Raw genomic sequence first — 25,685 nt, forward strand, 5'->3', positions numbered from 1 at the left:
TCAGATACCAGTTAGTCTACGCCGCGCGATTTCCTCTTCGATGATGTTTGAGGCAGCGTTACGAACCTTTGCAACAATCTGAGCCCGAACCTTGAAATCGTTTTCTTGGTGAGCTTGTTTCACAAGTTCATAAAGCAGATTATGATCTTTAGAGTTCGCATCATAAGCTGGCAAATTTACATGCTTGAAGATGTCGCCAATGTTAGTCGACACGATGTGTGCCTCGATCATCTCTTTAACGATCTCTGAGTGCAACAAGCCGCACAAGTAGTAGGCAGGTTCCGGCGTATAGAAGTCAGCGAAGTAAAGCTTGTGGTCGGGCACATATACTCGATCCCCGTAGCCAGGTACGATACCTGACTCAACAACAGCCGCCGAGAAGTCTCCTGTCATCTCGGCCCAAATTACCTTATAGGGGGCGAAAGTGTAGTCACCTACATTATAGATCGCGAAGAATGGGGCTCCTTTCATGCGAGTCCTAAATGTGGATCGGGATTCCAGAAAAGCCTTGTACGCACTGAAGAAGTTAAAAGTCTTGGCGTTATTGTTAGCATTATAGCGTTCCGCAGCATCTTTGAGCGAATTGCGGTCTATGCCCTTGTTGGGAACGAAAGCGTACAGGTTGTTCTCGGGCTGGAAGTAGCAGTGGTGCAAGTCCCCTGCCCCCTTCGCGAGTGGGAACAAGCTCTCGGCCTCGACCCAAAAGTCGCGGGGCTGGCCCAAGTTGGTCTTGCCTTCGTGTGGGCGTGTACGAACCTTGACCATCTGAGTGCTTGGATTCGAGTCGATCACCTCGACGAAGTAAACCCCATTGAGGTCAGTCGTAATGCCCTTCCTTCCATTGACCCAAGTCGAAGCTCCAAATAACGGCTGGTAAGCGGCAAAGTGACCGGGCTTCATGATGGCCCAAGGCGCACCCTCGATTGTCTGCGAAACAGGGTTGGCCTCCATCTGGACCACGTCGACAAGCTTCATCACCTGATCAAGGCGCAAGCGAGGATTGATAGCCTTCGAGCGAGCAACTTGACCACTGCGCCCCATCTTCAGGTTGCCAGCAACATCCGTTTTTGGCTTACCGAGCCAAACCCGATAATCCAACGGATAATCGATCTGTACCTCCTTCTTCTTCGCAAAAAGCGCCACAGCTGTCTTGTTGGCTGCTTCTGGGAAGGGTTTTAGATCCTTCAGATCGTGAACCGATATCGGCACCAAACGGTCGCTCGCGTTAATGCGGAAACGTCGGAAGCCCTGCGATGAAGGGGATTGGAAAACCGTCTGCGTGATGACGAACACCAACCGACCATCATCGACCAGCCACTTGTCGGCTGTTGTGTAGGTGATGATGGCAGAGATATCCAACTCGTTGCCGCCGTGGAACTTGGTGTCCGAAAAGATTGCGTACTTCTCGCAAGTCGGCTTGGCTCGGTTTCGGTACGTCTCGGGCAGGTTTGACCAGCGTACCCAAGGCGGGTTTCCGATGATTGCATCGAACTGCCCAGCAGTGGCTGACCAAAAGAAGTTGCGCACGATCCTAAACCAGATGCCATTCCAATTTTGTCGGTGCAAGGCGAGCACTTGGTCATAGGTCAGCTTGAGATGGTCATGCCACTCGTCGACCTGTTCCATGGTGAGGATGCGAGCCTTTACCAACGCATCGGCGACAGTCGTATACTCCGAATCTTTCTCGACCTCTTCGCCCATAAGCTGGAACACTTTGTCCAGTAATATGCGATCACGGACCAGGTCGCTGGGGAGAACGACTTGAAGGTTAGCGTGCTGGCTCCCGATACTGTACTCAATAACCTTCTGGTGACCGTCCGGATGGGGGGCTGGTGAATACACCGCATCAGCCAGTAGCACAGGAATCTCTACGTCCTTGCCCTTGCACTGCTGTAATAGGTCAGCAATCGCAATCAGGAAGTTCACGCGAGACGACTGCACAGCGAGGGGATTAAGATCAAAGCCCCAGACTGTGGTCGTCAGCATGTCCACGGTCTGCTCGGCAGTCCAGCCCGCCTCAAGAGCTGCGCCACGCTTCTGTTCGATGACCTCCAGAAGGAACGATCCCGAACCGCATGTTGGATCAAGTAGGCGAGCAGAAAGCCACTTCTCCATCTTGTATTCGAGCATGGCTACGGAGTGCTCGACCAGCCAATCGGGCGTGTAGAACTCTCCCAGGCTCTTGCGTAACTCCTCCGGCACCAAGTCTTGGTAGAAATCACGTAGGACATCGCGTGATCGATCAGTTTTCTTAATCGCGTCGAAGCGATAAACGGAAAGCTGGGCCAGCAGCGAGCGAATCGCCAGACACAGCGACGTGCGGATGCACTTCTTGGTTGCAGCGTCCAGATACCAGCTAAAGATGGCTTCTTCAACGAAGCCACGTAACCCCACCGCGTTGAAAAATCCACCGTTCTCAACATCCGACCTCAGGGCACGGATCAGATCCATATCCGACTCAACAGCCAACAGCCCGTGAATCAGTGACGCGCTGGACGCCATGCCGTGCGCGGCCACGAGCTCAGCTGCAATCAGCTTTATCAGCAACGAATGAAAAGTGTGGGTGACAAAGAGCTTGGCAGGCAGGTCAATTTCATCCGGGCCTGCGAAATCAAAGCCCAACGATCCGTTAATCTTTTTGCGCTGTTGGATGCTCAGGTCGGCGGCCTGCCCGTACAGTGCTGACCACTCCTCGAAAAGCATCTTGATTTTACGATTACCCGGCTTTTTCAGTGCATCTGCCAGTGCATTGGACAGTTCCTGCATTAACTCGCGACCTGTATTGGACTGGTGCCCGAAGTCCTCGATTAGATTCTCGGATGTGATCGCTCGCCGGAAATTGGCCCGCAGCGCTTCCACCACCATCCTGAAGGTAATAATCGAAAACGGCATCAGCGGCTGGTGGACGATCTTTCCATCCTGCACTTGTGCGAAGCTCACATGCTCACCATCGATGGCGATACCGATGTAGTCCTTCTCGTCCAGACCTTGCTCGGATGCTAACTTGCGGATGTACTTCAAGAGACGGCCATCGGTCGCTTCTACAAACTTGGGGCTCGTCGCGCTGCCTTTGAAAAGGCCAGGGCCTTTGAACTCGATGACAACATTGTTGTAGCTGGAGTCACGCTTGGCTCGCTCGGCATCCAGGTCGATCTGCAAAGCCTCTTCGAGCCCCTTCATCCAGGCGTGGCGCACCTCCTCCTCGTTGCACCAGTTATTTCGGCGTCGGTTGATGAGGTCATAGCCATTCTTGATATTGGCGTCCATTTTTCTTCGGTTATCAGGCCTGTCGCGTCGGCTGAGGCTGCCTGACGAAAGTGACTTTGTAAATCATGGTCAGCAATTCACCTCGTATTGTTTCGCGATGACGCTGAACGGAATCGTTGAATGGGCACTTCGAAAAACCCACTGCGCGAGCGGATTGCTTCGTCGCCCCCTCGCTCACTCCCTTGCCTATCTATTTGATATGTCTCGGGGGTTCACTGTGGGGCTCCTTGCACTCCGCCCGCTCGTGACGGTTTTTCGATGTGCCCGAATCAGCCTTTAAATGTTTAATCTCCGTGGCCGCAGCGGCGCAGGCTTAAGTGTGTTCTTGTGCTATTAGTTGCCAACTAGTGCCAGGCGCAGAATCACTCCCACTCGATGGTGCCGGGCGGCTTGCCGGTGATGTCGTAGACCACGCGCGAGATGCCGCGCGTCTCATTCACGATGCGCCGGCAGACATGGTCAAGGAAGTCGTAGGGCAGGTGGGCCCAGCGGGCGGTCATGAAGTCGATGGTCTCCACCGCGCGCAGGGCAACGACATAGTCATAGCGCCGGCCATCGCCCATCACCCCCACCGAGCGAACCGGCAGGAAGACGGCGAAGGCCTGCGAGGTCTTGTCGTACAGGTCATGCTTGCGCAGTTCCTCGATGAAGATGGCATCCGCCTGGCGCAGAAGATCGGCATATTCCTTCTTCACCTCGCCGAGGATGCGTACCCCAAGACCCGGCCCCGGGAACGGGTGCCGGTAGACCATCTCGTAGGGCAGACCGAGCTCCAGCCCGAGCTTGCGCACCTCGTCCTTGAACAGCTCGCGCAGGGGCTCCAAAAGCTTGAGGCGCATGTGTGCCGGCAGGCCGCCGACGTTGTGGTGCGACTTGATGACGTGCGCCTTGCCGGTCTTGCTGCCGGCGGACTCGATCACGTCCGGGTAGATGGTGCCCTGCGCCAGCCACTTGGCGTTGCTGAGCTTGCTGGACTCCTCCTCGAAGATCTCGACGAACACCCGGCCGATGATCTTGCGCTTCTCCTCCGGGTCGGTAATCCCGGCAAGCTCTTGGAGGAAGCGCTGCTCGGCATCCACGCGAATGACGCGGATGCCCATGTGCTTGGCGAAGGTGGCCATGACCTGATCGCCCTCGTGCAGGCGCAGCAGGCCGTTGTCGACGAACACGCAGGTGAGCTGGTCGCCAATCGCCTTGTGCAGCAGGGCCGCCACCACGGAGGAGTCCACCCCGCCGGAGAGGCCGAGGATCACCTCATCCTGGCCGACCTGCTCGCGGATATGACGGATGCTGTCCTCGATGATGTTGGCCGAGGTCCACAGGGCCTCGCAGCCGCAGATCTCCAGCACGAAGCGGCGCAGGATGCGGTCCCCCTGACGGGTGTGGGTGACCTCCGGGTGGAACTGCACGCCGTAGAAATGACGGGTCTCATCCGCCATGCCGGCGATCGGCGCGCCCTCGGAGCTCGCCATGAGTTTGAAACCCTCCGGCATCTCGACCACCCGGTCGCCGTGACTCATCCACACATCGAGCAGGCCCCAACCCTCCTCGGTGGTATGGTCCTCGATGTCCTTCAGGAGCGCGGTGTGACCACGCGCGCGCACCTGGGCATAGCCGAACTCCTGGTGGTGGTGGGTCTCCACCCGGCCACCGAGCTGGGCCGCCATGGTCTGCATGCCATAGCAGATACCCAGCACCGGCACGCCAAGCTGGAACACAACCTCGGGGGCGCGCGGCGGATTGTCCGCCGTCACCGACTCGGGCCCGCCGGAGAGGATGATGCCCTTGGGGGCAAAGGCTCGAATGGCGGCCTCATCCATGTCCCACGGATGGAGCTCGCAGTATACGCCCGCCTCGCGCACCCGGCGGGCGATGAGCTGGGTGTACTGCGAACCAAAGTCGAGGATCAGGATGCGGTCGGAGTGGATGTCGTGCTGCATGGTCGTCAATTCGATGAAAGCAAAACGCCCGGCCAAGGCCGGGCGAGGTCGCGGACTTGCCGATCAATCGATCCGGTAGTTTGGCGCTTCCTTGGTGATCTGCACGTCGTGCACGTGGCTCTCGCGCATACCAGCCGACGTCACGCGCACGAACGAGGGCTTGCGACGCAGCTCCTCGATGTCGGCACAGCCGACGTAGCCCATGCCGGAACGCAGGCCACCCATCAGCTGGTGGACGATGGCGGACATGGGGCCCTTGTATGGCACGCGGCCCTCGATACCCTCCGGCACCAGCTTGTCGGCCGCCTTGTCACCCTGGAAGTAGCGATCGGAGGAGCCCTGCTGCATCGCGCCGATCGACCCCATACCGCGGTAGGCCTTGTAAGAGCGCCCCTGGTAAAGCTCGACCTCGCCCGGCGCCTCCTCCGTGCCCGCGAACATGCCACCGACCATCACGCAGTTGGCGCCGGCCACGATGGCCTTGACCAGGTCGCCGGAGAAGCGGATGCCACCGTCGGCGATCATTGGCACGCCCGTGCCTTCCAGGGCCTTGGCGACGTTGGAGATGGCAGTGATCTGCGGCACGCCCACGCCGGCGACGATGCGGGTGGTGCAGATGGAGCCCGGGCCGATGCCGACCTTGACCGCATCCGCGCCAGCCTTGACCAGATCCAGAGCGGCCTCGCCGGTGGCGATATTCCCACCGATCACCTGGACCTCGGGATAGGCCTGCTTGATCCAGCGCACGCGATCAAGCACGCCCTGCGAATGACCGTGCGCGGTGTCGACCACGATCAGGTCCACGCCGGCCTCAACCAGCGCGGCCACACGCGCCTCGGTGTCGCCACCGGTGCCCACCGCCGCACCGACACGCAGGCTGCCCTGCGCGTCCTTGCAGGCGTTGGGGAAGTCGGTGGACTTCTGGATGTCCTTGACGGTAATCATGCCGCGCAGGTGGAAGGCATCATTGACGACCAGGATTTTCTCGATGCGGTGTTTGTGCAGCAGCGCAAGGACCTCGTCACGGCTGGCACCTTCCTGCACGGTCACCAGCTTGTCCCGCCCGGTCATGACCGTGTGCACGGGGGCATCGAGATTGGTCTCGAAACGCACGTCCCGATGGGTCACGATGCCGACCAGGTTCGCACCATCCACCACCGGGAAGCCGGAGATGTTGTGCAGGCGCGCCATGGCGTTGACTTCGCGGATCGTGGTGGTCGGGGTGACGGTGATCGGGTCCTTGATCACGCCACTCTCGTATTTCTTCACCTGGCGCACATGACGGGCCTGCTGCTCGGGCGTCATGTTCTTGTGGATGATGCCGATGCCGCCTTCCTGAGCCAGGGCGATGGCCAGACGGGCCTCGGTGACGGTGTCCATGGCGGCGGACACCAGCGGGATGTTCAGGGTGATGTTGCGCGTGATGCGCGTGGTGAGGGAGACATCCCGCGGCAGGACGGTGGAGTGTGCCGGGACGAGAAGAACGTCGTCGAAGGTCAGGCCTTCTTCGAGAATGCGCACCATAAGAGGGACTTTCCGCAATAAAAATTTTTGCAATTATAGGGTTTGCACCATTCCCGGTAAACTCGACCGCGTCAAGGACCAGGAGGTTTCCCGGCCGAAGCCCTCCGGGCAGGCGTGAATTCCTCGGCGGTGCCACCACCGCACCTGGGCGGATGCCGACCTTCCTTGGCCGGCCCCCTTCGGACAAGCTCCGATGTGTTCCGGACGAATCGGTCATGACCACGATGACAGCGCGTCATGAGCGGCTCATCCAGAACACGGCCTTAGACAAACTACAAGACCAAGGCCCCACGGCCACCACGAGGAAAAGATGACCATGAAGTTCAACGCCCTGCTCAAGACCCTCGCTATCGCCGGCTCCTTCGCCCTCCTGACCGCCTGTGCCACGGGCCCGGAGGGTGGTGACAGTGCTGCCTACGAGACCGCGATCAAAGAGGCCAAGGCAGCCCTGGCCGAGGCCAAGAAGGCCAACAACGTATGGGTGAAGACCGAGGATCACATGAAGGCCGCCGAGAAGGCCGCCTCCGAAGGCAAGTACGATGAAGCCACCAAGCTGGCCAAGCGCGTGAAGTTCGAAGCCGACATGGCGGTCAAGCAGGCCAACGAGCAAAAGAACGCAGGCCCCTACAAGAACTGATCGAGGCCAGACTCCCCACTTCAGCGCCGGGCCTGTCCCGGCGCTTGGCGTTTCAGGGCGCGTGAAAATGCCCTCGGGCTGCTAGCAGGCCAAGGATGGCTTGCACGAAGATCAATCACGATAAGTGGTTGATCTTCGGAGTCCGTCGCGGACATGTGCCGCGACGAGACGAGTTGAAAAAGGGCAGGATGCCCTTTTTCAACTCCCTGCTAGACTGGCGGCATGTTCACGCCACCTCCCCCCCTGACCGTCTCCTCCCTCGTCCGCGAGATCAAGGCCCTGCTCGAGGGCAACTTCCCGGTCGTCCTCGTGGAGGGAGAGATTTCCAATCTCGCCCGCCCAGGCTCCGGGCACCTCTATTTCACCCTCAAGGATGCCGGCGCCCAACTGCGCTGCGCCATGTTTCGCAACCGTGCGAGCCTTTTGCGCTTCCGCCCGCAAGATGGGGCCCACGTGCTCGTGCGCGCACGCATCACGGTGTACGAACCGCGCGGCGACCTGCAACTGGTGGTCGAGCATATGGAGGAGGCCGGCCTCGGCGCCTTGCAGCGTGCCTTCGAGCAACTCAAGCAGCGCCTCGCCACCGAAGGGCTGTTCGAGGCCGCGCGCAAGCGCCCGCTGCCTGCCCTGCCCCATCGCATCGGCATCATCACCTCGCCCTCCGGCGCAGCCGTGCGTGACGTGCTGCATGTGCTCGAGCGCCGCTTTCCACTGATCCCGCTACGCATCTATCCGACCAGCGTGCAGGGGGCCGGGGCGGCCGATGAGATCGTGGCCGCCCTGCGCCGGGCCAATGAGGATGGGGCTTGCGATGTGCTGCTGCTGGTGCGCGGCGGCGGGTCGCTGGAAGACTTGTGGCCATTCAATGAGGAGCGGGTGGCACGGGCGATCGCCGCGAGCCGCTTGCCCGTCATCAGCGGCGTGGGCCATGAAACCGACTTCACCATCGCCGATTTCGTCGCCGACGCCCGCGCCCCGACCCCCAGTGCCGCGGCGAGCCTGGCCGTACCGGATGCCCTGGCCGTGGCCGATCAGCTGCGCACACTCGAGGCGCGTCTGCTGCGGCGCATGCAGGATGGCCTGGATCGCCGCGCCCAGCGGCTCGACTCGGCCAGCCGCCACCTGTTCGCCCTGCACCCGCGCCAGCGACTTGAACGGATGGGCGAACGCTTGAAGCATCTGACGGAACGGCTGCACCACAGTGGGCGCCAGACCCTGCACGCACGCCAAGGCAAGCTCGCCACGCTGGAATTGCGCCTGATGCGCCAACACCCCGCCCAGCGGCTCCAGCGGACAGAGGCCCGCTTGGAGGCCCTGCGCACGGCGATGCTCCACTGCATGACGCAGACCCTCTCCAACCACGAAGCGCACCTGCGCCAACTGGCCGGTCACCTGCATGTGCTCAGCCCGCTTGCCACCCTTCATCGGGGCTATGCGATCATCGAGGATGAGGAAGGAAGGGCCGTGACGCGCGCGGCCGAACTGGCCGTGGGCGAGGCCATCCGGGTCAGGATGCAGGACGGCCGCTTGGGCTGCGAAGTCAGGTCCGTGGAGCTGGAGAGCTCAGTTGGAGGCTAGGGTCGGACTGCCGGTCTCGACCCTTCCTGCTCCGGCAAAGCGCTTGCTCCAGTAAGGGTCGCTCAACGAGGTCAATTCGACATCCTTGCCCTTGGTCGGCGCATGGACGAATTGGCCGTTGCCGGCATAGATGCCCACGTGGGTGATGCGGGAGGAACGCTGACGGAAGAAAACGAGATCGCCGGGACGGAGCTGGGGCTTATCGATGCGCCGAGTGGCCTGGAACATGTCCTGAGAGGATCGCGGCAGGCGGATGCCCACGCTGTTGAAGGAGAAGTACACCAGGCCGCTGCAATCAAAACCTTCACTGGGTGCATTGCCACCGGGTCGATAGCGGGTCCCACGCTGCGCCAGGGCCACCTTGAGGGCCTCCCCGGCATCCGCACTGGCGGATTCAGCGGCAGGGGCCGGCAGATCACGCAGCGCAGATACGTCACGCTCGGTCACCACCGAGCAGCCGGCCAGGGCCGTGATCATCGCCAGCGCAAGGAGCCAGCGGGGGGCGACGGTCTTGGTCACTCGCTTCCCGTCCATTTCCATGAAACTTGTCGGATTATCCCCATTCAGCTGGCAAAGGCAAGCTTCCAGCACTGGTGGATGCGCGGGTTGCGGGCGAAATCACGCGGAATCGAGGCGTGGCTCAGATCCTCGATGCGCAGATCGGCCAAGGCCGCATGGTCAAGCTTGAAGCGTTGCAGGTTGTTGGAAAACACCAGCACCCCGCCATGTCGTAGCAGGGCCATCGCCTTGCGGATGAGCGCCACATGGTCGCGCTGCACGTCCAGGGTGCCCTGCATGCGCTTGGAGGTGGAAAAGGTCGGTGGATCGAGGAAGATCAGGTCAAAGCGCTCACCCGCCTTGGCGGCCTCCTCCAGCCAGGTCAGGCAATCGGCCTGGATCAGCCGGTGCGCGCCGCCCGCCAGGCCGTTCAGTTCGAGGTTGCGGCGTGCCCAGTCCAGGTAGGTGCGGGACATATCCACCGAGGTGGTCGAGCGCGCGCCGCCAAGCCCCATGTGCAGGCTCGCCACCCCGGTGTAGCAGAACAGGTTCAGACAGTCCTTGCCGCTAGCCCACTCGCCCAGCCAGCCGCGGGTGATGCGGTGATCGAGAAAAAGCCCCGTGTCGAGGTAATCGGTGAAGTTCACCAAGAGGCGGGCCTTGCCCTCCATGACCTCGTGGAAGATGCCGAATTCGGCCTGCTTCTCGTATTGGCTCTCCCCTTTCTTGCGCTCGCGCACACGCAGGAAGACCTGCTCGGGCGCGACCTCGAACACCTCGGGCAGCACGGCCATGGCCTCGCGCAGACGCCGGCGGGCTGCCTCGGGATCGACCTTGGGCGGGGCCGCGTATTCCTGCACGTTCACCCAGAGCTTGCCCGTAACATCATGGTAGAGATCGATCGCCAGCGAATATTCGGGCATGTCGGCATCATAGACGCGGTAGCACGTCACCCCCTCGCGCGCCGCCCAGCGGCCCAGTTCCTTGAGGTTCTTGCGCAGCCGGTTCGCCACCATGCGTGCACCTTCAGACTCCGCCATGGCGGCGCAGGCACGGATCAGGCGCGCGGCCGAACCGTCGTCCTCAACGCGCGGGGCAAGCTTTTGCTCCTCCTGCACATGGATGCGCAACAGGCGGCACTCGAGCGCGCCGTTGAACACCTCGTGCGAGCGAAAGGCACGCCAGCCCAGATGCCAGGCCTCGGCCTCCTTCGGCAGGATCACGGCCGCCTCCCAGCCCACGAGCTCCCGGCCCATGAACGCGCCGAGCGCGGCATACAGGGCGGGCATATTGCCCACGCTGTCCAGGCGCTCGCCGTAGGGCGGATTGGTCAGCATCAGGCCGCGGGCGGGCCGATCCTCGGGCAGGCGCAGGGTCTCGACCGCACCGTGCGCTACGCGGACATGCTCCACGAGCCCGGCCCGCTCGAGGTTGGCACGCGCCACCGGCAGCATGCGCGCATCGCGGTCGAAGCCCAGGATGGGAGGGATGCGGCCAAGGCCTTGGGTACGGCGGACCTGCGCTTCCTGCAGCAGGCGACTCCAGAGGGCCGCATCATGCTGCGGCCAGTGCGTCAGCGCCCAGGCAGGACGCAAGAGGCCCGGAGCCACGTCACCGGCCATCCAGGCGGCCTCGATCAGCAGGGTGCCCGAGCCACACATGGGGTCGAGAAAGGCCCCACCCTCCGCCGCGATGGCCGGCCAGCCGGCGCGCCACAGCAGGCCGGCGGCCAGGGTCTCGCGCAGGGGGGCCTCACCGGCCTGATGGCGGTAGCCGCGGTGGTGCAGGGCCTGCACCCCGACCAGGTCGAGGACGATGCGCGCCCGCCTCCCCGAGAGATGGACATGGATGGTCTGCTCAGGCGAGCGGGGGTCGACCCGCGGACGGCGGCCATGGCGGGTCTGGAAGGCATCCACGATGGCGTCTTTAACCTTCTGCGCGCCAAAGCCCGTGTGCCGGATGGCGGGACTCATGCCGTGGAAGCTGACCGCGAAGCTGCGCGCAGGGTCGAGCCACGCCGGCCAGTCGAGCTCGCGCACGCCGACGTAGAGGTGGTCGACATCCTCAGCCGCAAGCTCAGCGATCTCCACCAGCACCCGGCTGGCCGAACGCAGCCACAGGCAGGCCCGGTAGCCAAGGGCCATATCGCCGGAAAAGTGCACCCCCGCCGGGTGCTCGCGCAAGCTCTGCGCGCCAAGCTGGCGCAGCTCCTCGGCCACGACGGAGACCAGCCCCTTGGCGGCGCTGGCGAAAAAGGTCAGGGAGTTTGAGGATGGGTTCACAAGCGGCCCCGGCTACGGCAAAGCGGGCATGATACCGCGCTTTGCGCGCGGCTTGGCGGGGCCCCGCCGGGACGCATCAGATCACATTGAACAACGACAGCCCCTGCACCTTGGCTAGGGTGCTCTGGGTCGCCTGGAGCAGGAGGGTCTGCTGGTTGAGCTGGGTGATGGCGGAGGCGTAGTCGGTATCGCGCAGGGCCGAAAGGGTCGTGGTGTAGCCATACAACTCGCCCTCATTGTCGGTACGGGCGAGGGATACCGCATTCATCGCATTGCCCACCTGCGCGCGCAGGGTGACGGCCTTGTCCAGCGCCGCGAGCATGGGGGTCAGGTCCGCCTCGTTCGCTACCGGCTCGGTCCCGGTGGCCAGGGCATCGAGGGTGTTGAGGAAGGTTTTGATTTCGTCCGGATTGACGGGATCGGAGAACACCTGCCCCACCTGGAGGGTGCGCCCCTCGGCCACCTGCACGTTGAGTGCGAGGCCATCCCCGGCATAGGTCTGGGGGTTGCCCGGTGGATAGGGCTGGGTGGTGACCTTGCTCCCCGCGAAGATGTACTCCCCCCGCTCATCCTGGGTGTTCAACAACGCGCGCATCTGGTCGCGCAGCTGGCCGAATTCGTTCCGCAGGACACCGCGAGACACCGCATCATGCGTGCTCTTGTTGAACTCGATGGCCAGCTCCCGCGCCCGGCTGATCACCTCGGTCATGCCCTGCAAGGCGTTTTCCGTCTGCCCCAGGCGCGCATTCGCCGCATCGGCATTGCGCTGATACTGGGTAAGACGGCTGACGCTCTGCTCCAGCGAGGTGACGGTGGTGCTCACCACGGGATCCAAGGCCGGGCTCAGCTCACGCTTGCCGCTCGAAATCTCCTGCATGGCGCGGGCCATGCCGGTCTGCGCGGTCTGGATGCCGCTCAAGCCTTGCTGGAAGAAGAGGGCGGAGGAGATGCGTGCATCCATGGTTCAAACCCTCATGATGCTGCTTGCAGCAGGGACTGGAACAGGTTGTCGGCCACCGAGAGCGACTTCGACAGGGCCATGTAGTGGTTCTGCAGCCGCATGAGGTGGGCCGCCTCCTCGTCGAGGTTGACGCCGACGACGGACTCGCGCCGATCACGGATCTGCTTGACCACGATGTCCTGCGCATCCAGCGACACCTTGTTGGCGCGCGCCAGGCCCCCGAAGGCGGCCTGGGACTGAGTGAAGGCGGAGCTCAGGGATTGCGTCCCGCCCACGACATCCTGAGCGCTAGCAATGGCGCCCAGAGCCAGCATATTGCGGTTGTCCCCGGCCCCACCGCCCGGCACGGCGGCGGCAAGCTGGCGCGGGTCCTGGATGGCCAGGCTGAGGCTGGCCATCACGCCGCCCATCGGGCGCAGGATGACCTCCCGCGGCTGCCCCGCCCCTGGGGTCGCGGGCAGAGTTGAGGCATCGATCTTGATGCCCTCGCTTCCGCTCAGGTCGATCACCCCGGGGGTGATGGTCTGCATGGGTTGGGACTCACCCAGGCGGTAGAGTTGCCAGCCCCCACCCTCGTAGCGCAGGGCGAAGTCGTTGGCCTTGAGATTGGCGACGTCGGCAATGGCGACGGTCACGCCGGAGGCCGAGGGCTCGACGCGGTCGGCGCCGATGAAGGTATTGAGCGCCAGATAATTGGCAGAGCCACCGCCCGGCACTGGGGCCTTGAACAGGTCACGCCCATCCGCTACCCCATCGAGACTATCCAGCCCCTCGCCCTGGCGATGGACCTCATTGACCCGCTGGGCCAGGCTAAAGGCCACGCGCCCAAGCTCGGCGCGCTGGGGATCGAGCGCTTCGCGCTTGACCTGCAGCAGGCCGCCAAGCTCGCCCCCGCCAATGTATCGGCTCACATCCTGGCCATCGAAGGTGATGGCGAGCTGCGTGCCCGAGGCCATCACCCCCAGCGGCGTGTTGCGGTCGGCCAGGACCAGCGGCATGCCATTGGACAGATTGACTTGGACATTGCCTCGACCGTCTTCGTAGGTCTGGACATCCAGCTTGCTTGAGAGGTTGCGCAGCACAAGATCCCGCCGGTCCAACAGATCATTCGGCTCCTGACCCGGGAAGCGGTTGCGCATATCCAGGATGCGGGCATTGAGATCCGCAAGCTCGCGGGTCATGCCGTTGATGTCCTGCACCGCCTGAGTGGTCCGGCGCCCCACGAGCTGATCCAAGGCACCAAGCTGGCGGTCCAAGCTTTGCACCCGCTGGGTCATGAGCGTCGCCTGCCCAAGGAAGGTGGTGCGCACGGCCACATCCGAGGGGTTGTTGGCAACGTCCTGCGCGGCATTGAAGAAATCGGTCATCCAGGCGTTGAGATTGCCGGCCTGCCCGCCGATGAGATCATCCATCATCCCGAGCACATCCTGCCGTGCCGCCAGCCTGCCCTGCTCGGTCATCGCTGTTTGCAGGGTCTGCCCGAGGAATTGATCGAAGGTGCGGGCAATGCCGGCGATCTGGGCGCCGCTGCCAATCGCCCCCTGCCCGGTTTCCTGGGCGGGGCGGGTGACCAGGCTCACGGTCTGACGCGAAAAACCTTCCGTGTAGGCATTGGTGATGTTGTGGCTGAGCACATCCAGCGCGCGCTGAACCGAGCTCAGACCGCTCACCGAAGTGCTGATGAAGTCCGCCATGGATGGCTCCTCACACGGGTTTTTCTCAAGTATCGGCCAGAGGCCTCAAAACTTTAAGGCCGAATATCAACCTTGCTGGCTCAAGGGGCTGTCACGGAGGATGGCGAGGATTTTTTCAGCATAGCGCGGGTCCGTGGCATAACCAGCCTTCTGCAACTCCTGCACGAAACGCTCGCGATCACCCGCATGTTTGAGGGCCTCGGTATAGCGCGGATTGGTCGTAAGGAAATTCACATAATCGTCGAAGGCGGCACGGATGGAGCCGTAGGCGCGGAAGGACTCGTTCTTGCGCACCATCGCCCCCCCCTCGTACTCGAGCGTGGAGGCCACGGTTTTCTCCCCGCTCCATCCGCCCTGGGCCTTGATGCCAAACAGGTTCATGTTCGGCCGCCCGCTGGCATCGCTCGGCAGACGCTTGCCCCAACCGGTTTCCAGCGCAGACTGGGCGATCAGTACCTGCGGGTCCACCCCAAGCCGGGCCGCGGCGGCACGGGCATGGGGCATGAGGTCATTGATGAACTGCGCCGGTTCCTCCCAGCGTACCCGTGCACCGGCCTCCGGGACGGACTCCACCGTCGTCGCGCGCGGCAAGGCCCGGAAGGCGAGCGCGGCCGGCAGGCTCACCCCCTCCCCCGCAACCCTGCGCACCGGCGCCTCCTGCTTGAGGTGGCCAGGCTCCCTCTTCTCCTGGACCTGCTTGGGTGTGGCCGGATCCTCCTCTTGAGTGTCGGCCTCCCGCTGCTTCTTGAGCGCAAGTGAGGGAAAGCCATCCGGCTTGGGAGGGAGGATCTTGCCGGATGCCCCGCCCTGCGGGGTGAGCTGGCGCAGGATGAAGTCACTCAGCCCGATGCCCCCTTGCTTGGCCAGGCCATTGGCCAATTGCTGATCCTGCATGTCACGGAACATCTGCACCCCCGCCCCATCCATCAGCGGGTCCCCGGGGCTTGCGGCACGCATGGCCTTGAGCATCTGCTGGATGAACAGGCCTTCGAACTGGCCGGCCACGGTTCTGGCCTGCGCCTTGGGGTCCCGCGCGGCCTCGGCCTTGAGGCAGGTGAGACTGCCGAAGTCACTGGCCAGCGTCGGATCGTGGATCGTGCTCATGCGCGTGTCCTCCCTCGATCAGATGATGATCAGCTCGGCTTTCAACGCCCCAGCCGCCTTGAGGGCCTCCAGGATGGCCACGAGATCCCCCGGGGCCGCCCCGACCTGGTTCACCGCCTGCACGATCTCCTGCAGGGTCACCCCAGGGGCGAACAGGAACATGGGTTTTTTCTCCTGCTGCACGTTGATCTCGGAGGTCGGCGTCACCGTCGTCTGCCCACCGGACAGGGGCGCAGGCTGGCTGACCTGCGCGCCTTCCTTGATCGCCACCGTCAGGCTGCCATGGGTGACCGCCGCCGGACTCACGCGCACATTGCTGCCAATCACCACCGTGCCGGTACGCGAGTTGACGATCACCCGCGCGGGGGGCTCCGCCGGGGTCACGTCGAGGTTTTCCAGGTAGGACAGGAAACCCACCTGCTGATCGGGCGTCGCGGGGGCCGCCACCCGCACGCTCACGGCATCCAGGGCCTCGGCCACACCCCCGCCCAGGGCCTTGTTGATGGCATCCGAGATACGCTTGGCCGTGGTGAAGTCCGGGGTGTTCAAGGTCAGATGGATGGTGCCATTGGCGGCGATGTCGGTGGGCACCTCCCGCTCCACCGTCGCCCCGAGGGGGATGCGCCCGGCGCTCGGCACATTCACGCTGATGCGCGAGCCGTCCTTGGCCTGCGCGCCAAAGCCCCCCACCACGAGGTTGCCCTGGGCCATGGCGTAGATCTTGCCGTCCGCCCCGCGCAGCGGGGTCATGATCAGGGAACCCCCACGCAGGCTCTTGGCGTTGCCCATGGAGGCCACGGTCACGTCGATCTTCTGCCCCGGACGGGCAAAGGGCGGCAGTTCGGCGGTGACGCTCACCGCGGCCACGTTCTTGAGCTGCATATTGCCGGGCGGCAGGGTGACGCCGTAACGCTCGAGCATGTTGCGGATGCTCTGCAGGGTGAACGGGGCCTGGGAACTGGAATCGCCGGTACCGTCCAGGCCGACGACGATGCCGTAGCCCATGAGCTGGTTGCCGCGCATCCCTTCGATGGAGGCCAGATCCTTGATCCGTTCGGCCTGGACCGGCAGGGCTAGGCTCAGGGCGAGAAGCCCTAAGGCCCAGGGCCGGATCGTCTTGCTGAGGCGTTCGAGCATGACCTTCATCCTCCGTCTCACATGGGGAAGAACGGGCTGTTGAAGAACCGTCCCAGCCAGCCCTGGGTATTGGCGTCGTTGAGCGCGCCCTCCCCGCCGTACTGGATGCGCGCATTCGCCACGCGGGTGGAGGGCACGGTATTGTCCCGCGCCACATCCGCCGGGCGGACCACGCCCGAGAGGCGGACGAACTCCAGCCCCTGGTTGATGCCGATGAACTTCTCGCCCTGGATCACCAAGTTGCCATTGGGCAGCACCCGGGCCACGGTGACGGTGATCGAACCATTGAGCTTGTTCTTCTGCGCCGCCTCGCCGCTGCCCGAAAAGCTGCGGGTGCCCTGGATGTTGGCGTTCATATTGCCCAGGGTGTTGTCCGGCGCGCCAAACAGGCGCGAAACCTTGAACTCGGCATTGTCACCCTTGTTGGTGGTGGCCTTGGCCGATTTCGAGGCATCGGTGTTCTCCTGCAGCATGACGGTCAACACATCGCCGACCTGGAAGGCCTTCTGGTCACCAAACAGGCCGCCATGCAGCTCGGGATTGAAGATCGCGCCGTTGCGCTTGGGCTCGAGCATGCGCGGCTCGGGTTCGAGAACCGCGGCGAAGGTGGGATCGCTGACCATAGGCGGCTGGCTGGCACACCCCGCCAGGACCGCACCGCCTGCCGCAAGCAGCATGAAACGAAGCACCCTAGCCATGACCATCAGGCCCCCACGCGCGAGTTGAGGAAGCTCAGCATGCCGTCGGTGGTGGAGATGGCCTTGGAGTTCATCTCATAGGCCCGCTGGGTTTCGATCATGCTCACCAGCTCCTCCACCACATTGACGTTCGAGCTCTCGAGAAACCCCTGCTGCAGCATGCCGATGCCATTGAGTCCCGGCGTCCCCACCTGCGGGGCCCCACTGGCCGCCGTCTCCTGGAACAGGTTGTTGCCCACCGGCTGGAGGCCTGCCGGGTTGACGAAGTCCGCCAGGGTGATCTGCCCCACCTGGGTGGGCACGGGCTGACCCTGGAGCATGACGGACACCGTGCCGTCATTGCCAATCGTGATGCTCTGCGCATTCTCGGGGATGGTGATGGCGGGTTCGAGCAAAAAGCCATCCGCGGTCACCATCTGGCCCTGGGCGTTGAGCATCAGGCTGCCGTCGCGGGTGTATTTGATCGTGCCATCCGGCATCAACACCTGGAGAAAACCACGGCCCTGAACGGCCACGTCCAGGGCGTTCTCGGTCTGCTGCAGATTGCCCTGCAGGTGCAGCTTCTCGGTGGCCGCCACCCGCACGCCGGTACCGATGTTCAGGCCGGAGGGCAGCTGGTTGTCCTGGGTATTGTTGGCCCCGACCTGACGGTAGTTTTGGTAGATCAGATCCTCGAACACCGCCCGGTCGCGCTTGAAGCCGGTGGTATTGACGTTGGCCAGGTTGTTGGAAATGACCGACATGCGCGTGTTCTGCGCATCCAGGCCGGTTTTGGCGATCCACAAGGCGGGAGCGGTCATGATGCAATCTCCTCGATTAGGCCAGCGTCAGCAGGCGATTGGTGGCCTCACCGTTCGTGTCGGCCTGTTGCATGAGCTTGGATTGGGTTTCGAACATGCGCGCGTACTGGATCATGCGCACCATCGCATCCACGGCATTGACATTGCTGCCCTCCAGGGCCCCCGCCACCACGCGCACATTGGCATCGGGATCGACCGTTACCCCCGCTTTGACCCCCATCAGCCCATCGAGACGCTTTTCCATGGCCTCACGCGGCGGATTGACCAGTTTGATGCGATCCACCAGGAGCGGCGCATTGGGCGGATCGCCCGGGGCAAGGATGGTGATCCCGCCATCCGCGCCGATCTGGACCTTGGCCGCCGGAGGAATGGCGATGGGGCCATCGTTGCCCAGCACCGGATGCCCGGTGGCCGTCGTCAATAATCCGGCGCTGTCGATTTTCAGCTCACCCGCACGGGTGTAGGCCTCCTGCCCCTCGGGCGTCTGGACGGCGATCCATCCATCCCCCTGGATGGCGATGTCGAGATCGCGCCCGGTGGTCATCAGCGACCCCGCATTCAGGTTGGTCCCAACCCTTGTATCCTCGCTGTAGACCCGCGAGGCGAGTACCGGGCCATAGACCGGCAGGGCCTTGAACTCGTCCAGATCGGCCTTGAAACCGACGGTGTTGGCATTGGCCAGGTTATGACTGGTGGTCGCCTGGGCGAGCAGGGCATTCTTGGCCCCGTTCATGGCGATGTAGAGCATGCGGTCCACGACGCACCTCCTCGATGTGTTACACATCAAAGCATCAAGCAGGGTTCGTGCCAATCAAACCAGCAGGCATAAAGAAAGGGGCCGAAGCCCCTTGGATAAAACGCCTGAAAAGGCGGTTTTAGCGGATATTGATGATGGTATCGCTCAGGGCCTTGTTGGCCTCGATGGCCTTGGCATTGGCCTGGAAGTTGCGCTGGGCGACGATCAGATTCACAAGCTCCGCGGTCAGGTCCACGGTCGAGGCCTCCAGGGCACCGGACTGGATCTTACCAAAGCTGCCCGTACCGGCCTCGCCCACCAGAGGCGTCCCGGAATCGACGGTCTCGATCCAGGAATTGTTGCCGATCTGCTTGAGGCCGTTCGGGTTTTTGAAGTCCACCAGGGCGATCTTGCCGAGGTTCATGGTGCTGCCGTTGGTGTAGGTGGCACGCACCAGGCCATCCTCACCGATCGACAGGCCGCTCAGGCGCCCGGGGGCCTGGCCGTCTTGGTTGAGGTCGTAGATCTGGAAGGGTGAATTGTACTGGGTCGCGGTCGCTGGAATATTGACGTTGAAATTCAGGGTTGCCGCGCCGTTGTTCAGATCCGTATCAGGCACGGTCAGCTGAAAGCTTGATGCGGCCGTGATCTTGCCGTCCGTCCCGAAGGTGATAGTTTGCGGACCGCCGTGCTTATCCGGCTCCTGCGCGTCGAGTTGGGTATGGACCTCCCACTCGTTGTTGTTCGTCTTGACGAAATACATGGTCAGGAGGTGGGCATTACCCAGCGAGTCGAAAATCTGAACACTGGTAGCCTGATTGTAGCTGGTCGGATCGGCCTTCCATGTACCGCTGCCCACGGGGGTTTCGGCATAGCCGAACGGCGTGGTTGCTGGGGTTGTCGCCGTCGCAGGGAGGTTGAACGATGCATTCACGTTCGAGGTGGGCACCGGCTGGCCTGCCCCCGCCGGAAGCTGCAGCGGGATGGAGGTGGCCAGACTGGTGGACTGCACCGCGCCAGTCTGCGGGTCCACGGGCAGGACTTTCAGATATTGGCCACTGCTGTTGACCACGAAGCCGTCCTTGTTGACCCCGAGGGCACCGGCACGGGTGTAGACGATCTCGGTCGAGGTCAGATTGGGCTGGAAGGCAAAAAAGCCCTGGCCGGAGATGGCGAGATCCAGGGTGTTGTCGGTGAAGTTCAGCGTCCCCTGGCCGAAGACCTGGCGCACGATCTGGGTGGCCGTACCCTGCCCGGTCGCGGTCTTGGAGGCCCCAAAGGCGCTGACCGCGTAAATATCGCCGAACTCACTGCGCGACTTCTTGAAGCCGGTGGAGTTGGCGTTGGCAATGTTGTTGCTGGTGACCGAGAGGTCCTTGGAGGCCGAATTCAGGCCGGTGAGCGAGGTATTGAAGGACATGAGAGCCTCCTGATCAGGTAAAGATGCGGGTCACATCGGCCAGGCGCACCGAGCCTTTGGACGTATTGAGGACCACCCCATCATCGGCGATGGAGGCGCTGACGACCGGCAAGGCCAAGCGGGTGGTCAGTTGAGTGTTCTGACCGTTGACCAGGGCCATGGCCGAGACCGTGTAGCTGCCCGCGGGGGCGGCCGTGCCATCCTGCAGCAGGCCATCCCAGCTGAAATCCATGGGACCGGCGCCGCCCACGTCCAGGGTGAGCTGCCGTGCCACCGCGCCCTGTGCATCGCGCAGGGTCAGTTGCACCGTGCTGACACCCTCAGGGACCTCCACCACGCCCTTCAGGCCTGCTCCATCGGAGCCCAGTTCGGCACGATCCGCCTCCACCAGCACCTTCTTGCCCACCATGGTGGACGCCTCGAGCACACGGTTGGTTTGCAATGCGGTGGCGAGCTTTTCAAACGAGGCCTGCAAGGACTGGATGCCTGAGACGGTGGAAAACTGGGCCATCTGTCCAAGAAACTCACCGTTTTCCATCGGCGCCATGGGGTCCTGGTTCATCAGCTGGGTGGTCATCAGCTTGAGGAAATCGCTTTGCCCCAGGCTTCCCTTGCGTGAGGACTCCTCCTTGGGCGGCGGCGAGAGGCCGATGCTGCTGTACGGATCGGTGGAAATCGCACTCATCGATGCCCTCCTTTAGGATTTGCCCAGGTTCAAGGTGCGCAACATCAATTCCTTAGATGTATTTAACACCTGAACGTTCGTTTGGTAAGAGCGCGAGGCCGACATCATGTTGACGGTTTCCTCCACCACATCGACGTTGGAGCCGTAGACATAGCCTTGGGCATCGGCCAGGGGATGACCTGGGTCATAACGCATCTGGACCGGCGCCCGGCTCTCCACGATGCCCGCCGTGTTGACGCCCGCACTGAGGGCGTCCTGGAAATGCGTGCGAAAGACCGGATGTCGCGCCTTGTAAGCCTCGGCCGCGCTGCCCGCGACGGTATCGGCGTTGGCCAGGTTGCTGGCGGTGGTGTTAAGGCGCGTCGTCTGCGCGCTCATGGCCGATCCCGAAATATCAAAGATCTTGAACAGGGACATGGTCATTCACCCTTCAACGCGCCCATGAGACCGGAAATTCGACCATTGAGAAAGGTCAAAGTTGCCTGGTACTGCACCGCGTTCTCGGCAAAGCGCGCCTGCTCCTGCTGGGCATCGACCGTATTGCCGTCCAGCGCGGGGTGCGTGGGGACGCGGTAGGCATGACGCACGCCCGGCAGGGGGTCTTCTGCGGCGGGAAGATGTCCCGCACGGGTTCTTTGCAGGCCCATCTCGGCCCCCTGGACATCACTCAGGGCTGCCCGGAAATCGATATCGCGCGCCTTGTAATTCGGCGTGTCAGCATTGGCAAGGTTGGATGCCAGGACGTTTGCCCGCTGCGCTCGCAGCACCAGGGCCTCGTCATGGCTGGAAAAGATACGGTCGTGGATGGTGCTCATCGCAGCCTCCTGACATGGGATCACGCCCGAATCCCAAGCATCTATCATGCCAGCCAGGAGGGCCTACGGAGCCGTCAGGGTCTTCCGGCCGAGGCGGGCTGCTTGCGGTAGATGCCACCACCACGGGCCAGGCGGGCAAGCTGGTGCTTGAGCATGAGGGGCTCGGGGATCGTCTCGGAGGCACCCAGCACAAGATGCCCCCCCGGATGAAGGGTCTGCAGAAGGCGATCGAGGATATCCGCCTTGCGATCGCCCGTAAAATAAATCAATACGTTGCGACAGAAAATGACGTGGAATTTGCCAACGTGAGGGAAACTCGCAAGAAGGTTCAAGGGGCGGAACGTGATGCGCGCCGCGACCTCCGGCCTAACCCTCCATCCGCCCGCCGACTCGGTAAAGAACCGGCGTAGACGCACCTCATCCATGCCTCGCCGCAGGGCCAGAGCGTCGTACACCCCCTGCCGGGCAGTCTCCAGCGCAGCCGTGGAGATGTCAGTGGCCAATATTTTGACATCGAGATGCGAGCGAGGATACATCGCCGCAAACTCCTCGGCCAGGATACTCAGCGAATAGGGTTCCTGCCCTGTGGCGCAGGCGGCGGACCACACCGTCAAGGGGCCGTCATTCGACTGGGCGTGCTCCTTGAGGAGATGGTCGCGGAAGAATTCGAAGGGGAAGCGATCACGAAACCAGAGCGTTTCGTGGGTGGTCATCGACTCAATGATGCGCGGCCGCAGGCTGGCGCCACGCGGCCCCTGCAGTGCCGCGACGAGCTCCCCGAAGCTGGCCAGCCCTTCGCTGCGCATGAGGGGCGCCAAGCGAACCTCCAGCAGATAGCGCTTGTTGTCCGCGATGACGATCCCGCTTTCGCGCTCAATGAAGCGCTGCAGAAAGGCGAAGGCCTGCTCGTCGGCGGAGGACTGCATCAGGCGTGGGCCTGAACATCGCGCAAGCGGTCAAGTACCGCCTGCGCGAGGTCATCGGGGTGGAACTTGGGGATAAAGCGGTTGGCCCCAACCTGCTTCACCATGGATTGGTTGAAGTTTCCGCTGAGCGAGGTGTGCAGTACGACGTAGAGATTCTGCAGGCGCTCGTCGCGGCGGATTTCGGACGTCAGGGTGTAACCATCCATCATCGGCATTTCGATATCGGAAATCACCATGAGCAGCTGGTCCAGCTGGTCGCTCCCCGTGGAGGCCCACTTCTTGAGCAGATTGAGCGCCTCGGCGCCATTCTTGACCAGGACCGACGGCAGCCCCATCTCATCCAGGGTATGTTTGACCTGGTTACGCGCCACGAAGGAATCATCCGCGACCAACACCTTCATGTTGCCATGCGGCCCGGTCTGCACGACCTCGTGCATCAGGTCCTCGGAGATATGCGTCGAAATGCCGACCACGGTGCTGAAGATCTGCTCGACATCGATGATCTCCACCAGTTGCCCGTCCACACGCGTCACCGCCGTCACGTAGTTCGTGGCGCTGGTGCCAACGGGAGGCGGCATGATCTCCTGCCAGCTCAGGTTGACGATCCGGTCGACCGAGCGCACCAGGAAGCCCTGCACGGCGCGGTTGTATTCGGTGATGATGACGAAGGCATTCTCGATCTCCTCCGGCGCCACCCCGGGCATGCCGATGGCCTCTGCAAGATCGATGATGGTGAGCGTGTGACCACGAACGTCGGCAATGCCCTTGATGGCCGGATTGGCCTTGGGGACCGGGGTCAGAGGCGGACAGCGCAGCACTTCCCGCACCTTGAAGACGTTGATGCCAAAGCGTTGCTTGCCATCCAGGCCGAAGATCAGCAGTTCAAGACGGTTATGCCCCGCAAGCTTGGTCCGGGAGTCAACCGTTGCCAAAACATCTTTCATGCACAGGTTCCATGAATGAGCAGAATATTGAAAAAGGGCATCGTGCCGTTTTTCAACTCGTCTTGTCGCGGCACATGTCCGCGACAGACCGCGAAGATCAATCACTTATCGTGATTGATCTTCGTGCAAGCCATCCTTGGCCTGCCCTCACAGGCCGTTGAAAGCGGTTTTCAACGGCCTGTGAGGTCATGGATCATGTCGGCACACATGCCTGCAACTTGAGCACATCCGATCTTGGCCCGCAATGTGCAAGGTCTTTGGCATGAATATCCGCAGCCTTGTCCCATCAAATCTCGGCATGCTGGCAGCACTGCTGGCCTGGCAGGGGTTGTTCGTCCCCTCGATCGCCCATGCTGCCCATTCGCTCGACGACATCAACGCCACCGTCCGCCAATTTATCGACGAATCCCTGCCGCCCCGCCCGGACATGCGCAGGGAGGTCCAGATCAACCCGCTGGACCCAAGGCTGCGCCTTGCCGAATGCGACAAGCCACTGCAGGCCTTTACCCCCGGCAGCCAGCTCGGCGGCGGATCGCTCACCGTGGGCGTGCGCTGCGAAGGCAGCAGCCCGTGGAAGATCTATGTCTCGGCCCGGATCAAAGTCTTCCGCCCGGTAGTCATCGCGAACCGCCCCCTGCCCAAGGGAAGCCCAGTCAACCTCGCTGATGTTGAACTCCAGGAGAGGGACATCACACGCCTGACGGACGGATTCTTCACCGATCCTCACGCCTTGGCCGGCATGCTCGCCAAGCGGCCGCTGGCCAGCGGAGAGATCCTGAGCACGTCCAATCTACAGGCTCCAACCCTGGTCAACAAGGGCGACAAGGTGCGCATCGTCGCCCGCCCGGGGGCCTTCGAGGTGATCATGATGGGCGAGGCCATGCGCGACGGAGGGCTGAGGGATCGCATCCCGGTGCGGAACCTTAGTTCCGGACGCGTCGTCGAAGCCATCATCAGCGGTGCCGGCGAAGTGGAGATCGTGTTTTGAGGCGCCGCCGACAATGTCGCCTCTGCCCATAACAGGATGTTGAAAAAGGGCATGACGCCCTTTTTCAACTCATCTCGTCGCGGCACATGTCCGCGATGGCCCCCGAAGATCAACCACTTATCGTGATTGACCTTCGTGAAAGCCATCCTTGGGCTTGCTTTAGCAGGCCGCTGAAAAACGCTTTCAACGGCCTGCTAAAGTTTCCGCGGCTGCTTCCGATATACTGCTTACTAAAAGGGGCATGACGCCCGGGGAGAACCCACATGACCAGTATCGACAACCTGACAGGCCGCCCCCGTCCGCTGGAGACATCCATCAGCGAGCGGAGCCGCGCAGGTTCGGCCGCCGGCAACAGCAAGCCGACTGGCGAAGCGGCCGCAGACAGCATCACTCTGACCGAAACGGGCAGTCAGATCACGGCGGCGAGCCGCGAGATGGCTGCTACCCCCGCCTTCGACAGCGCCAAGGTGGAGCGCATCAAGGCGCTGATCGCCGAAGGGCGCTACGCCATCGATCCCCAGCGCATCGCGAACCGCTTCATCGAGCTCGAGTCATCCCTCGGCAAGGCGTGATGACGGAATCCACACCGCCTTCGCCATGCACCTTCCTGCGCTCGGCGCTGGAGGGGTTGCATGCCGGACTAGAACAACTGGCCGAGCTTCAGGGAAGGCTCGATGACGCGCTCCCCCGCAACACCCTGCCCCCGGAGCTGCTGCAGCATTACAGCCAGCAGCTTGACCGCCTGCTTGAGGCCGAGACGCTCAGGACCCAGGCCCTGGAGATGCTCGGGTTCGGCACCAACCAAATGAACGATGCGCTGGGCTCTTGCCCATCCGCTGATCTCGCACCGCTGTGGGAATCCATCCGGGAAAGACTCCCCCTGGTCGCCCTCAACAACCGCAAGCACGCCCAGGTCCTTCACAAGGCTTCAGCCAGCATCTATGCGGGCCTTGGCCTGCTTGGCGTCCTGCCGGCGCAACCTCCCCTCTACGGCCCGAGTGGCCAGCGGGAAACCCCGCCCAGCGGCCGGACCCTCGGCTCCGCCTGATTC

23 protein-coding genes are annotated in these 25,685 nt (G+C 62.7%); 5 read left to right on the top strand and 18 right to left on the bottom strand.

Features of this window, described 5'->3' with window-relative positions; translation table 11 throughout:
- From V6D91_RS06865 to guaB, 3 genes are all read right to left on the bottom strand, one after another.
- The gene (locus V6D91_RS06865; protein ID WP_347318984.1) at window positions 1-3,267 is read right to left on the bottom strand and encodes an N-6 DNA methylase; all 3,267 of its coding nucleotides are present in this window, start codon (window positions 3,265-3,267) and stop codon (window positions 1-3) included.
- Window positions 3,268-3,629: 362 nt separating this feature from the next.
- Window positions 3,630-5,207, bottom strand: a complete 1,578-nt coding sequence (guaA, locus tag V6D91_RS06870) for a glutamine-hydrolyzing GMP synthase (RefSeq protein WP_347318986.1) — start codon at window positions 5,205-5,207, stop codon at window positions 3,630-3,632.
- A gap of 63 nt (window positions 5,208-5,270) precedes the next feature.
- Window positions 5,271-6,728, bottom strand: a complete 1,458-nt coding sequence (gene guaB, locus V6D91_RS06875) for an IMP dehydrogenase (RefSeq protein WP_347319309.1) — start codon at window positions 6,726-6,728, stop codon at window positions 5,271-5,273.
- Between the two features lie 313 nt (window positions 6,729-7,041).
- Between guaB and V6D91_RS06880 the strand changes: the two genes are divergently transcribed.
- Together V6D91_RS06880 and xseA are read left to right on the top strand one after the other, a co-directional pair.
- Window positions 7,042-7,368 carry a hypothetical protein gene (locus V6D91_RS06880; protein WP_347318987.1) on the top strand — a complete coding sequence of 109 codons (327 nt, stop codon included), beginning with the start codon at window positions 7,042-7,044 and terminating at the stop codon, window positions 7,366-7,368.
- Between the two features lie 222 nt (window positions 7,369-7,590).
- Window positions 7,591-8,946 carry an exodeoxyribonuclease VII large subunit gene (gene xseA / locus V6D91_RS06885; protein ID WP_347318989.1) on the top strand — a complete coding sequence of 452 codons (1,356 nt, stop codon included), beginning with the start codon at window positions 7,591-7,593 and terminating at the stop codon, window positions 8,944-8,946.
- Here xseA and V6D91_RS06890 read toward each other — a convergent pair.
- The 15 genes from V6D91_RS06890 to V6D91_RS06960 form a co-directional block, all read right to left on the bottom strand.
- Window positions 8,932-9,465 carry a C40 family peptidase gene (locus V6D91_RS06890; RefSeq protein ID WP_347318990.1) on the bottom strand — a complete coding sequence of 178 codons (534 nt, stop codon included), beginning with the start codon at window positions 9,463-9,465 and terminating at the stop codon, window positions 8,932-8,934. The two genes, xseA and V6D91_RS06890, sit on opposite strands and share 15 nt — an antisense overlap.
- A 44-nt stretch (window positions 9,466-9,509) precedes the next feature.
- Window positions 9,510-11,726, bottom strand: a complete 2,217-nt coding sequence (gene rlmKL / locus V6D91_RS06895) for a bifunctional 23S rRNA (guanine(2069)-N(7))-methyltransferase RlmK/23S rRNA (guanine(2445)-N(2))-methyltransferase RlmL (RefSeq protein WP_347318992.1) — start codon at window positions 11,724-11,726, stop codon at window positions 9,510-9,512.
- A 76-nt stretch (window positions 11,727-11,802) separates the two neighbouring features.
- On the bottom strand, window positions 11,803-12,687 hold the full coding sequence (gene flgL / locus V6D91_RS06900) for a flagellar hook-associated protein FlgL (protein ID WP_347318993.1): 885 nt from the start codon (window positions 12,685-12,687) through the stop codon (window positions 11,803-11,805).
- Between the two features lie 11 nt (window positions 12,688-12,698).
- A complete protein-coding gene (gene flgK / locus V6D91_RS06905) occupies window positions 12,699-14,381 on the bottom strand; it encodes a flagellar hook-associated protein FlgK (protein ID WP_347318994.1) in 1,683 nt (560 codons plus the stop codon).
- A gap of 66 nt (window positions 14,382-14,447) precedes the next feature.
- Window positions 14,448-15,485, bottom strand: a complete 1,038-nt coding sequence (gene flgJ / locus V6D91_RS06910; RefSeq protein ID WP_347318995.1) for a flagellar assembly peptidoglycan hydrolase FlgJ — start codon at window positions 15,483-15,485, stop codon at window positions 14,448-14,450.
- Between the two features lie 18 nt (window positions 15,486-15,503).
- Complete coding sequence (locus V6D91_RS06915; RefSeq protein WP_347318997.1) at window positions 15,504-16,622, bottom strand: flagellar basal body P-ring protein FlgI; 1,119 nt, start codon at window positions 16,620-16,622, stop codon at window positions 15,504-15,506.
- Window positions 16,623-16,639: 17 nt separating this feature from the next.
- Window positions 16,640-17,320 carry a flagellar basal body L-ring protein FlgH gene (gene flgH / locus V6D91_RS06920; protein WP_347318999.1) on the bottom strand — a complete coding sequence of 227 codons (681 nt, stop codon included), beginning with the start codon at window positions 17,318-17,320 and terminating at the stop codon, window positions 16,640-16,642.
- Window positions 17,321-17,325: 5 nt separating this feature from the next.
- On the bottom strand, window positions 17,326-18,120 hold the full coding sequence (gene flgG, locus V6D91_RS06925) for a flagellar basal-body rod protein FlgG (protein WP_347319000.1): 795 nt from the start codon (window positions 18,118-18,120) through the stop codon (window positions 17,326-17,328).
- Window positions 18,121-18,136: 16 nt separating this feature from the next.
- Complete coding sequence (gene flgF, locus V6D91_RS06930) at window positions 18,137-18,877, bottom strand: flagellar basal-body rod protein FlgF (protein WP_347319001.1); 741 nt, start codon at window positions 18,875-18,877, stop codon at window positions 18,137-18,139.
- Between the two features lie 118 nt (window positions 18,878-18,995).
- Window positions 18,996-20,276, bottom strand: a complete 1,281-nt coding sequence (flgE, locus tag V6D91_RS06935; protein WP_347319002.1) for a flagellar hook protein FlgE — start codon at window positions 20,274-20,276, stop codon at window positions 18,996-18,998.
- A 13-nt stretch (window positions 20,277-20,289) separates the two neighbouring features.
- Entirely contained in the window at window positions 20,290-20,961 is a 672-nt protein-coding gene (locus V6D91_RS06940; protein WP_347319004.1) for a flagellar hook assembly protein FlgD, read from the bottom strand.
- Window positions 20,962-20,973: 12 nt separating this feature from the next.
- Entirely contained in the window at window positions 20,974-21,378 is a 405-nt protein-coding gene (flgC, locus tag V6D91_RS06945) for a flagellar basal body rod protein FlgC (RefSeq protein WP_347319310.1), read from the bottom strand.
- A 2-nt stretch (window positions 21,379-21,380) separates the two neighbouring features.
- A complete protein-coding gene (flgB, locus tag V6D91_RS06950; protein ID WP_347319006.1) occupies window positions 21,381-21,776 on the bottom strand; it encodes a flagellar basal body rod protein FlgB in 396 nt (131 codons plus the stop codon).
- Window positions 21,777-21,850: 74 nt separating this feature from the next.
- Window positions 21,851-22,702, bottom strand: coding sequence for a protein-glutamate O-methyltransferase CheR (locus V6D91_RS06955; RefSeq protein WP_347319007.1), 852 nt, complete (start codon window positions 22,700-22,702; stop codon window positions 21,851-21,853).
- Window positions 22,702-23,646 (bottom strand): chemotaxis protein CheV, encoded by a 945-nt coding sequence (locus V6D91_RS06960; protein WP_347319009.1) that lies wholly within the window; start codon window positions 23,644-23,646, stop codon window positions 22,702-22,704. Before V6D91_RS06960 ends, V6D91_RS06955 begins: the two co-directional genes overlap by 1 nt.
- Before the next feature lie 262 nt (window positions 23,647-23,908).
- On the opposite strand from V6D91_RS06960, the gene flgA reads away from it, so the two are divergent.
- The 3 genes from flgA to V6D91_RS06975 all read left to right on the top strand — a co-directional run bounded on the left by flgA (window position 23,909) and on the right by V6D91_RS06975 (window position 25,682).
- Window positions 23,909-24,634 (top strand): flagellar basal body P-ring formation chaperone FlgA, encoded by a 726-nt coding sequence (gene flgA, locus V6D91_RS06965; protein WP_347319011.1) that lies wholly within the window; start codon window positions 23,909-23,911, stop codon window positions 24,632-24,634.
- 263 nt (window positions 24,635-24,897) lie between these two features.
- Complete coding sequence (flgM, locus tag V6D91_RS06970; RefSeq protein WP_347319013.1) at window positions 24,898-25,206, top strand: flagellar biosynthesis anti-sigma factor FlgM; 309 nt, start codon at window positions 24,898-24,900, stop codon at window positions 25,204-25,206.
- The gene (locus V6D91_RS06975; protein WP_347319014.1) at window positions 25,206-25,682 is read left to right on the top strand and encodes a hypothetical protein; all 477 of its coding nucleotides are present in this window, start codon (window positions 25,206-25,208) and stop codon (window positions 25,680-25,682) included. Before flgM ends, V6D91_RS06975 begins: the two co-directional genes overlap by 1 nt.
- Window positions 25,683-25,685 lie beyond the last annotated feature (3 nt).

The organism is Thiofaba sp. EF100 (assembly GCF_039822285.1).
Classification (GTDB): Bacteria; Pseudomonadota; Gammaproteobacteria; order Halothiobacillales; family Halothiobacillaceae; genus Thiofaba.

What these genes read in the sequence shown, in the direction of transcription:
- V6D91_RS06865 (WP_347318984.1), bottom strand. Translation starts at nt 3,267, where the DNA reads ATGGACGCCAATATCAAGAATGGCTATGACCTCATCAACCGACGCCGA.
- guaA (WP_347318986.1), bottom strand. Translation starts at nt 5,207, where the DNA reads ATGCAGCACGACATCCACTCCGACCGCATCCTGATCCTCGACTTTGGT.
- V6D91_RS06880 (WP_347318987.1), top strand. Translation starts at nt 7,042, where the DNA reads ATGACCATGAAGTTCAACGCCCTGCTCAAGACCCTCGCTATCGCCGGC.
- xseA (WP_347318989.1), top strand. Translation starts at nt 7,591, where the DNA reads ATGTTCACGCCACCTCCCCCCCTGACCGTCTCCTCCCTCGTCCGCGAG.
- flgL (WP_347318993.1), bottom strand. Translation starts at nt 12,687, where the DNA reads ATGGATGCACGCATCTCCTCCGCCCTCTTCTTCCAGCAAGGCTTGAGC.
- flgK (WP_347318994.1), bottom strand. Translation starts at nt 14,381, where the DNA reads ATGGCGGACTTCATCAGCACTTCGGTGAGCGGTCTGAGCTCGGTTCAG.
- flgJ (WP_347318995.1), bottom strand. Translation starts at nt 15,485, where the DNA reads ATGAGCACGATCCACGATCCGACGCTGGCCAGTGACTTCGGCAGTCTC.
- V6D91_RS06915 (WP_347318997.1), bottom strand. Translation starts at nt 16,622, where the DNA reads ATGCTCGAACGCCTCAGCAAGACGATCCGGCCCTGGGCCTTAGGGCTT.
- flgH (WP_347318999.1), bottom strand. Translation starts at nt 17,320, where the DNA reads ATGGCTAGGGTGCTTCGTTTCATGCTGCTTGCGGCAGGCGGTGCGGTC.
- flgG (WP_347319000.1), bottom strand. Translation starts at nt 18,120, where the DNA reads ATGACCGCTCCCGCCTTGTGGATCGCCAAAACCGGCCTGGATGCGCAG.
- flgE (WP_347319002.1), bottom strand. Translation starts at nt 20,276, where the DNA reads ATGTCCTTCAATACCTCGCTCACCGGCCTGAATTCGGCCTCCAAGGAC.
- V6D91_RS06940 (WP_347319004.1), bottom strand. Translation starts at nt 20,961, where the DNA reads ATGAGTGCGATTTCCACCGATCCGTACAGCAGCATCGGCCTCTCGCCG.
- flgC (WP_347319310.1), bottom strand. Translation starts at nt 21,378, where the DNA reads ATGTCCCTGTTCAAGATCTTTGATATTTCGGGATCGGCCATGAGCGCG.
- flgB (WP_347319006.1), bottom strand. Translation starts at nt 21,776, where the DNA reads ATGAGCACCATCCACGACCGTATCTTTTCCAGCCATGACGAGGCCCTG.
- V6D91_RS06955 (WP_347319007.1), bottom strand. Translation starts at nt 22,702, where the DNA reads ATGCAGTCCTCCGCCGACGAGCAGGCCTTCGCCTTTCTGCAGCGCTTC.
- V6D91_RS06960 (WP_347319009.1), bottom strand. Translation starts at nt 23,646, where the DNA reads ATGAAAGATGTTTTGGCAACGGTTGACTCCCGGACCAAGCTTGCGGGG.
- flgA (WP_347319011.1), top strand. Translation starts at nt 23,909, where the DNA reads ATGAATATCCGCAGCCTTGTCCCATCAAATCTCGGCATGCTGGCAGCA.
- flgM (WP_347319013.1), top strand. Translation starts at nt 24,898, where the DNA reads ATGACCAGTATCGACAACCTGACAGGCCGCCCCCGTCCGCTGGAGACA.
- V6D91_RS06975 (WP_347319014.1), top strand. Translation starts at nt 25,206, where the DNA reads ATGACGGAATCCACACCGCCTTCGCCATGCACCTTCCTGCGCTCGGCG.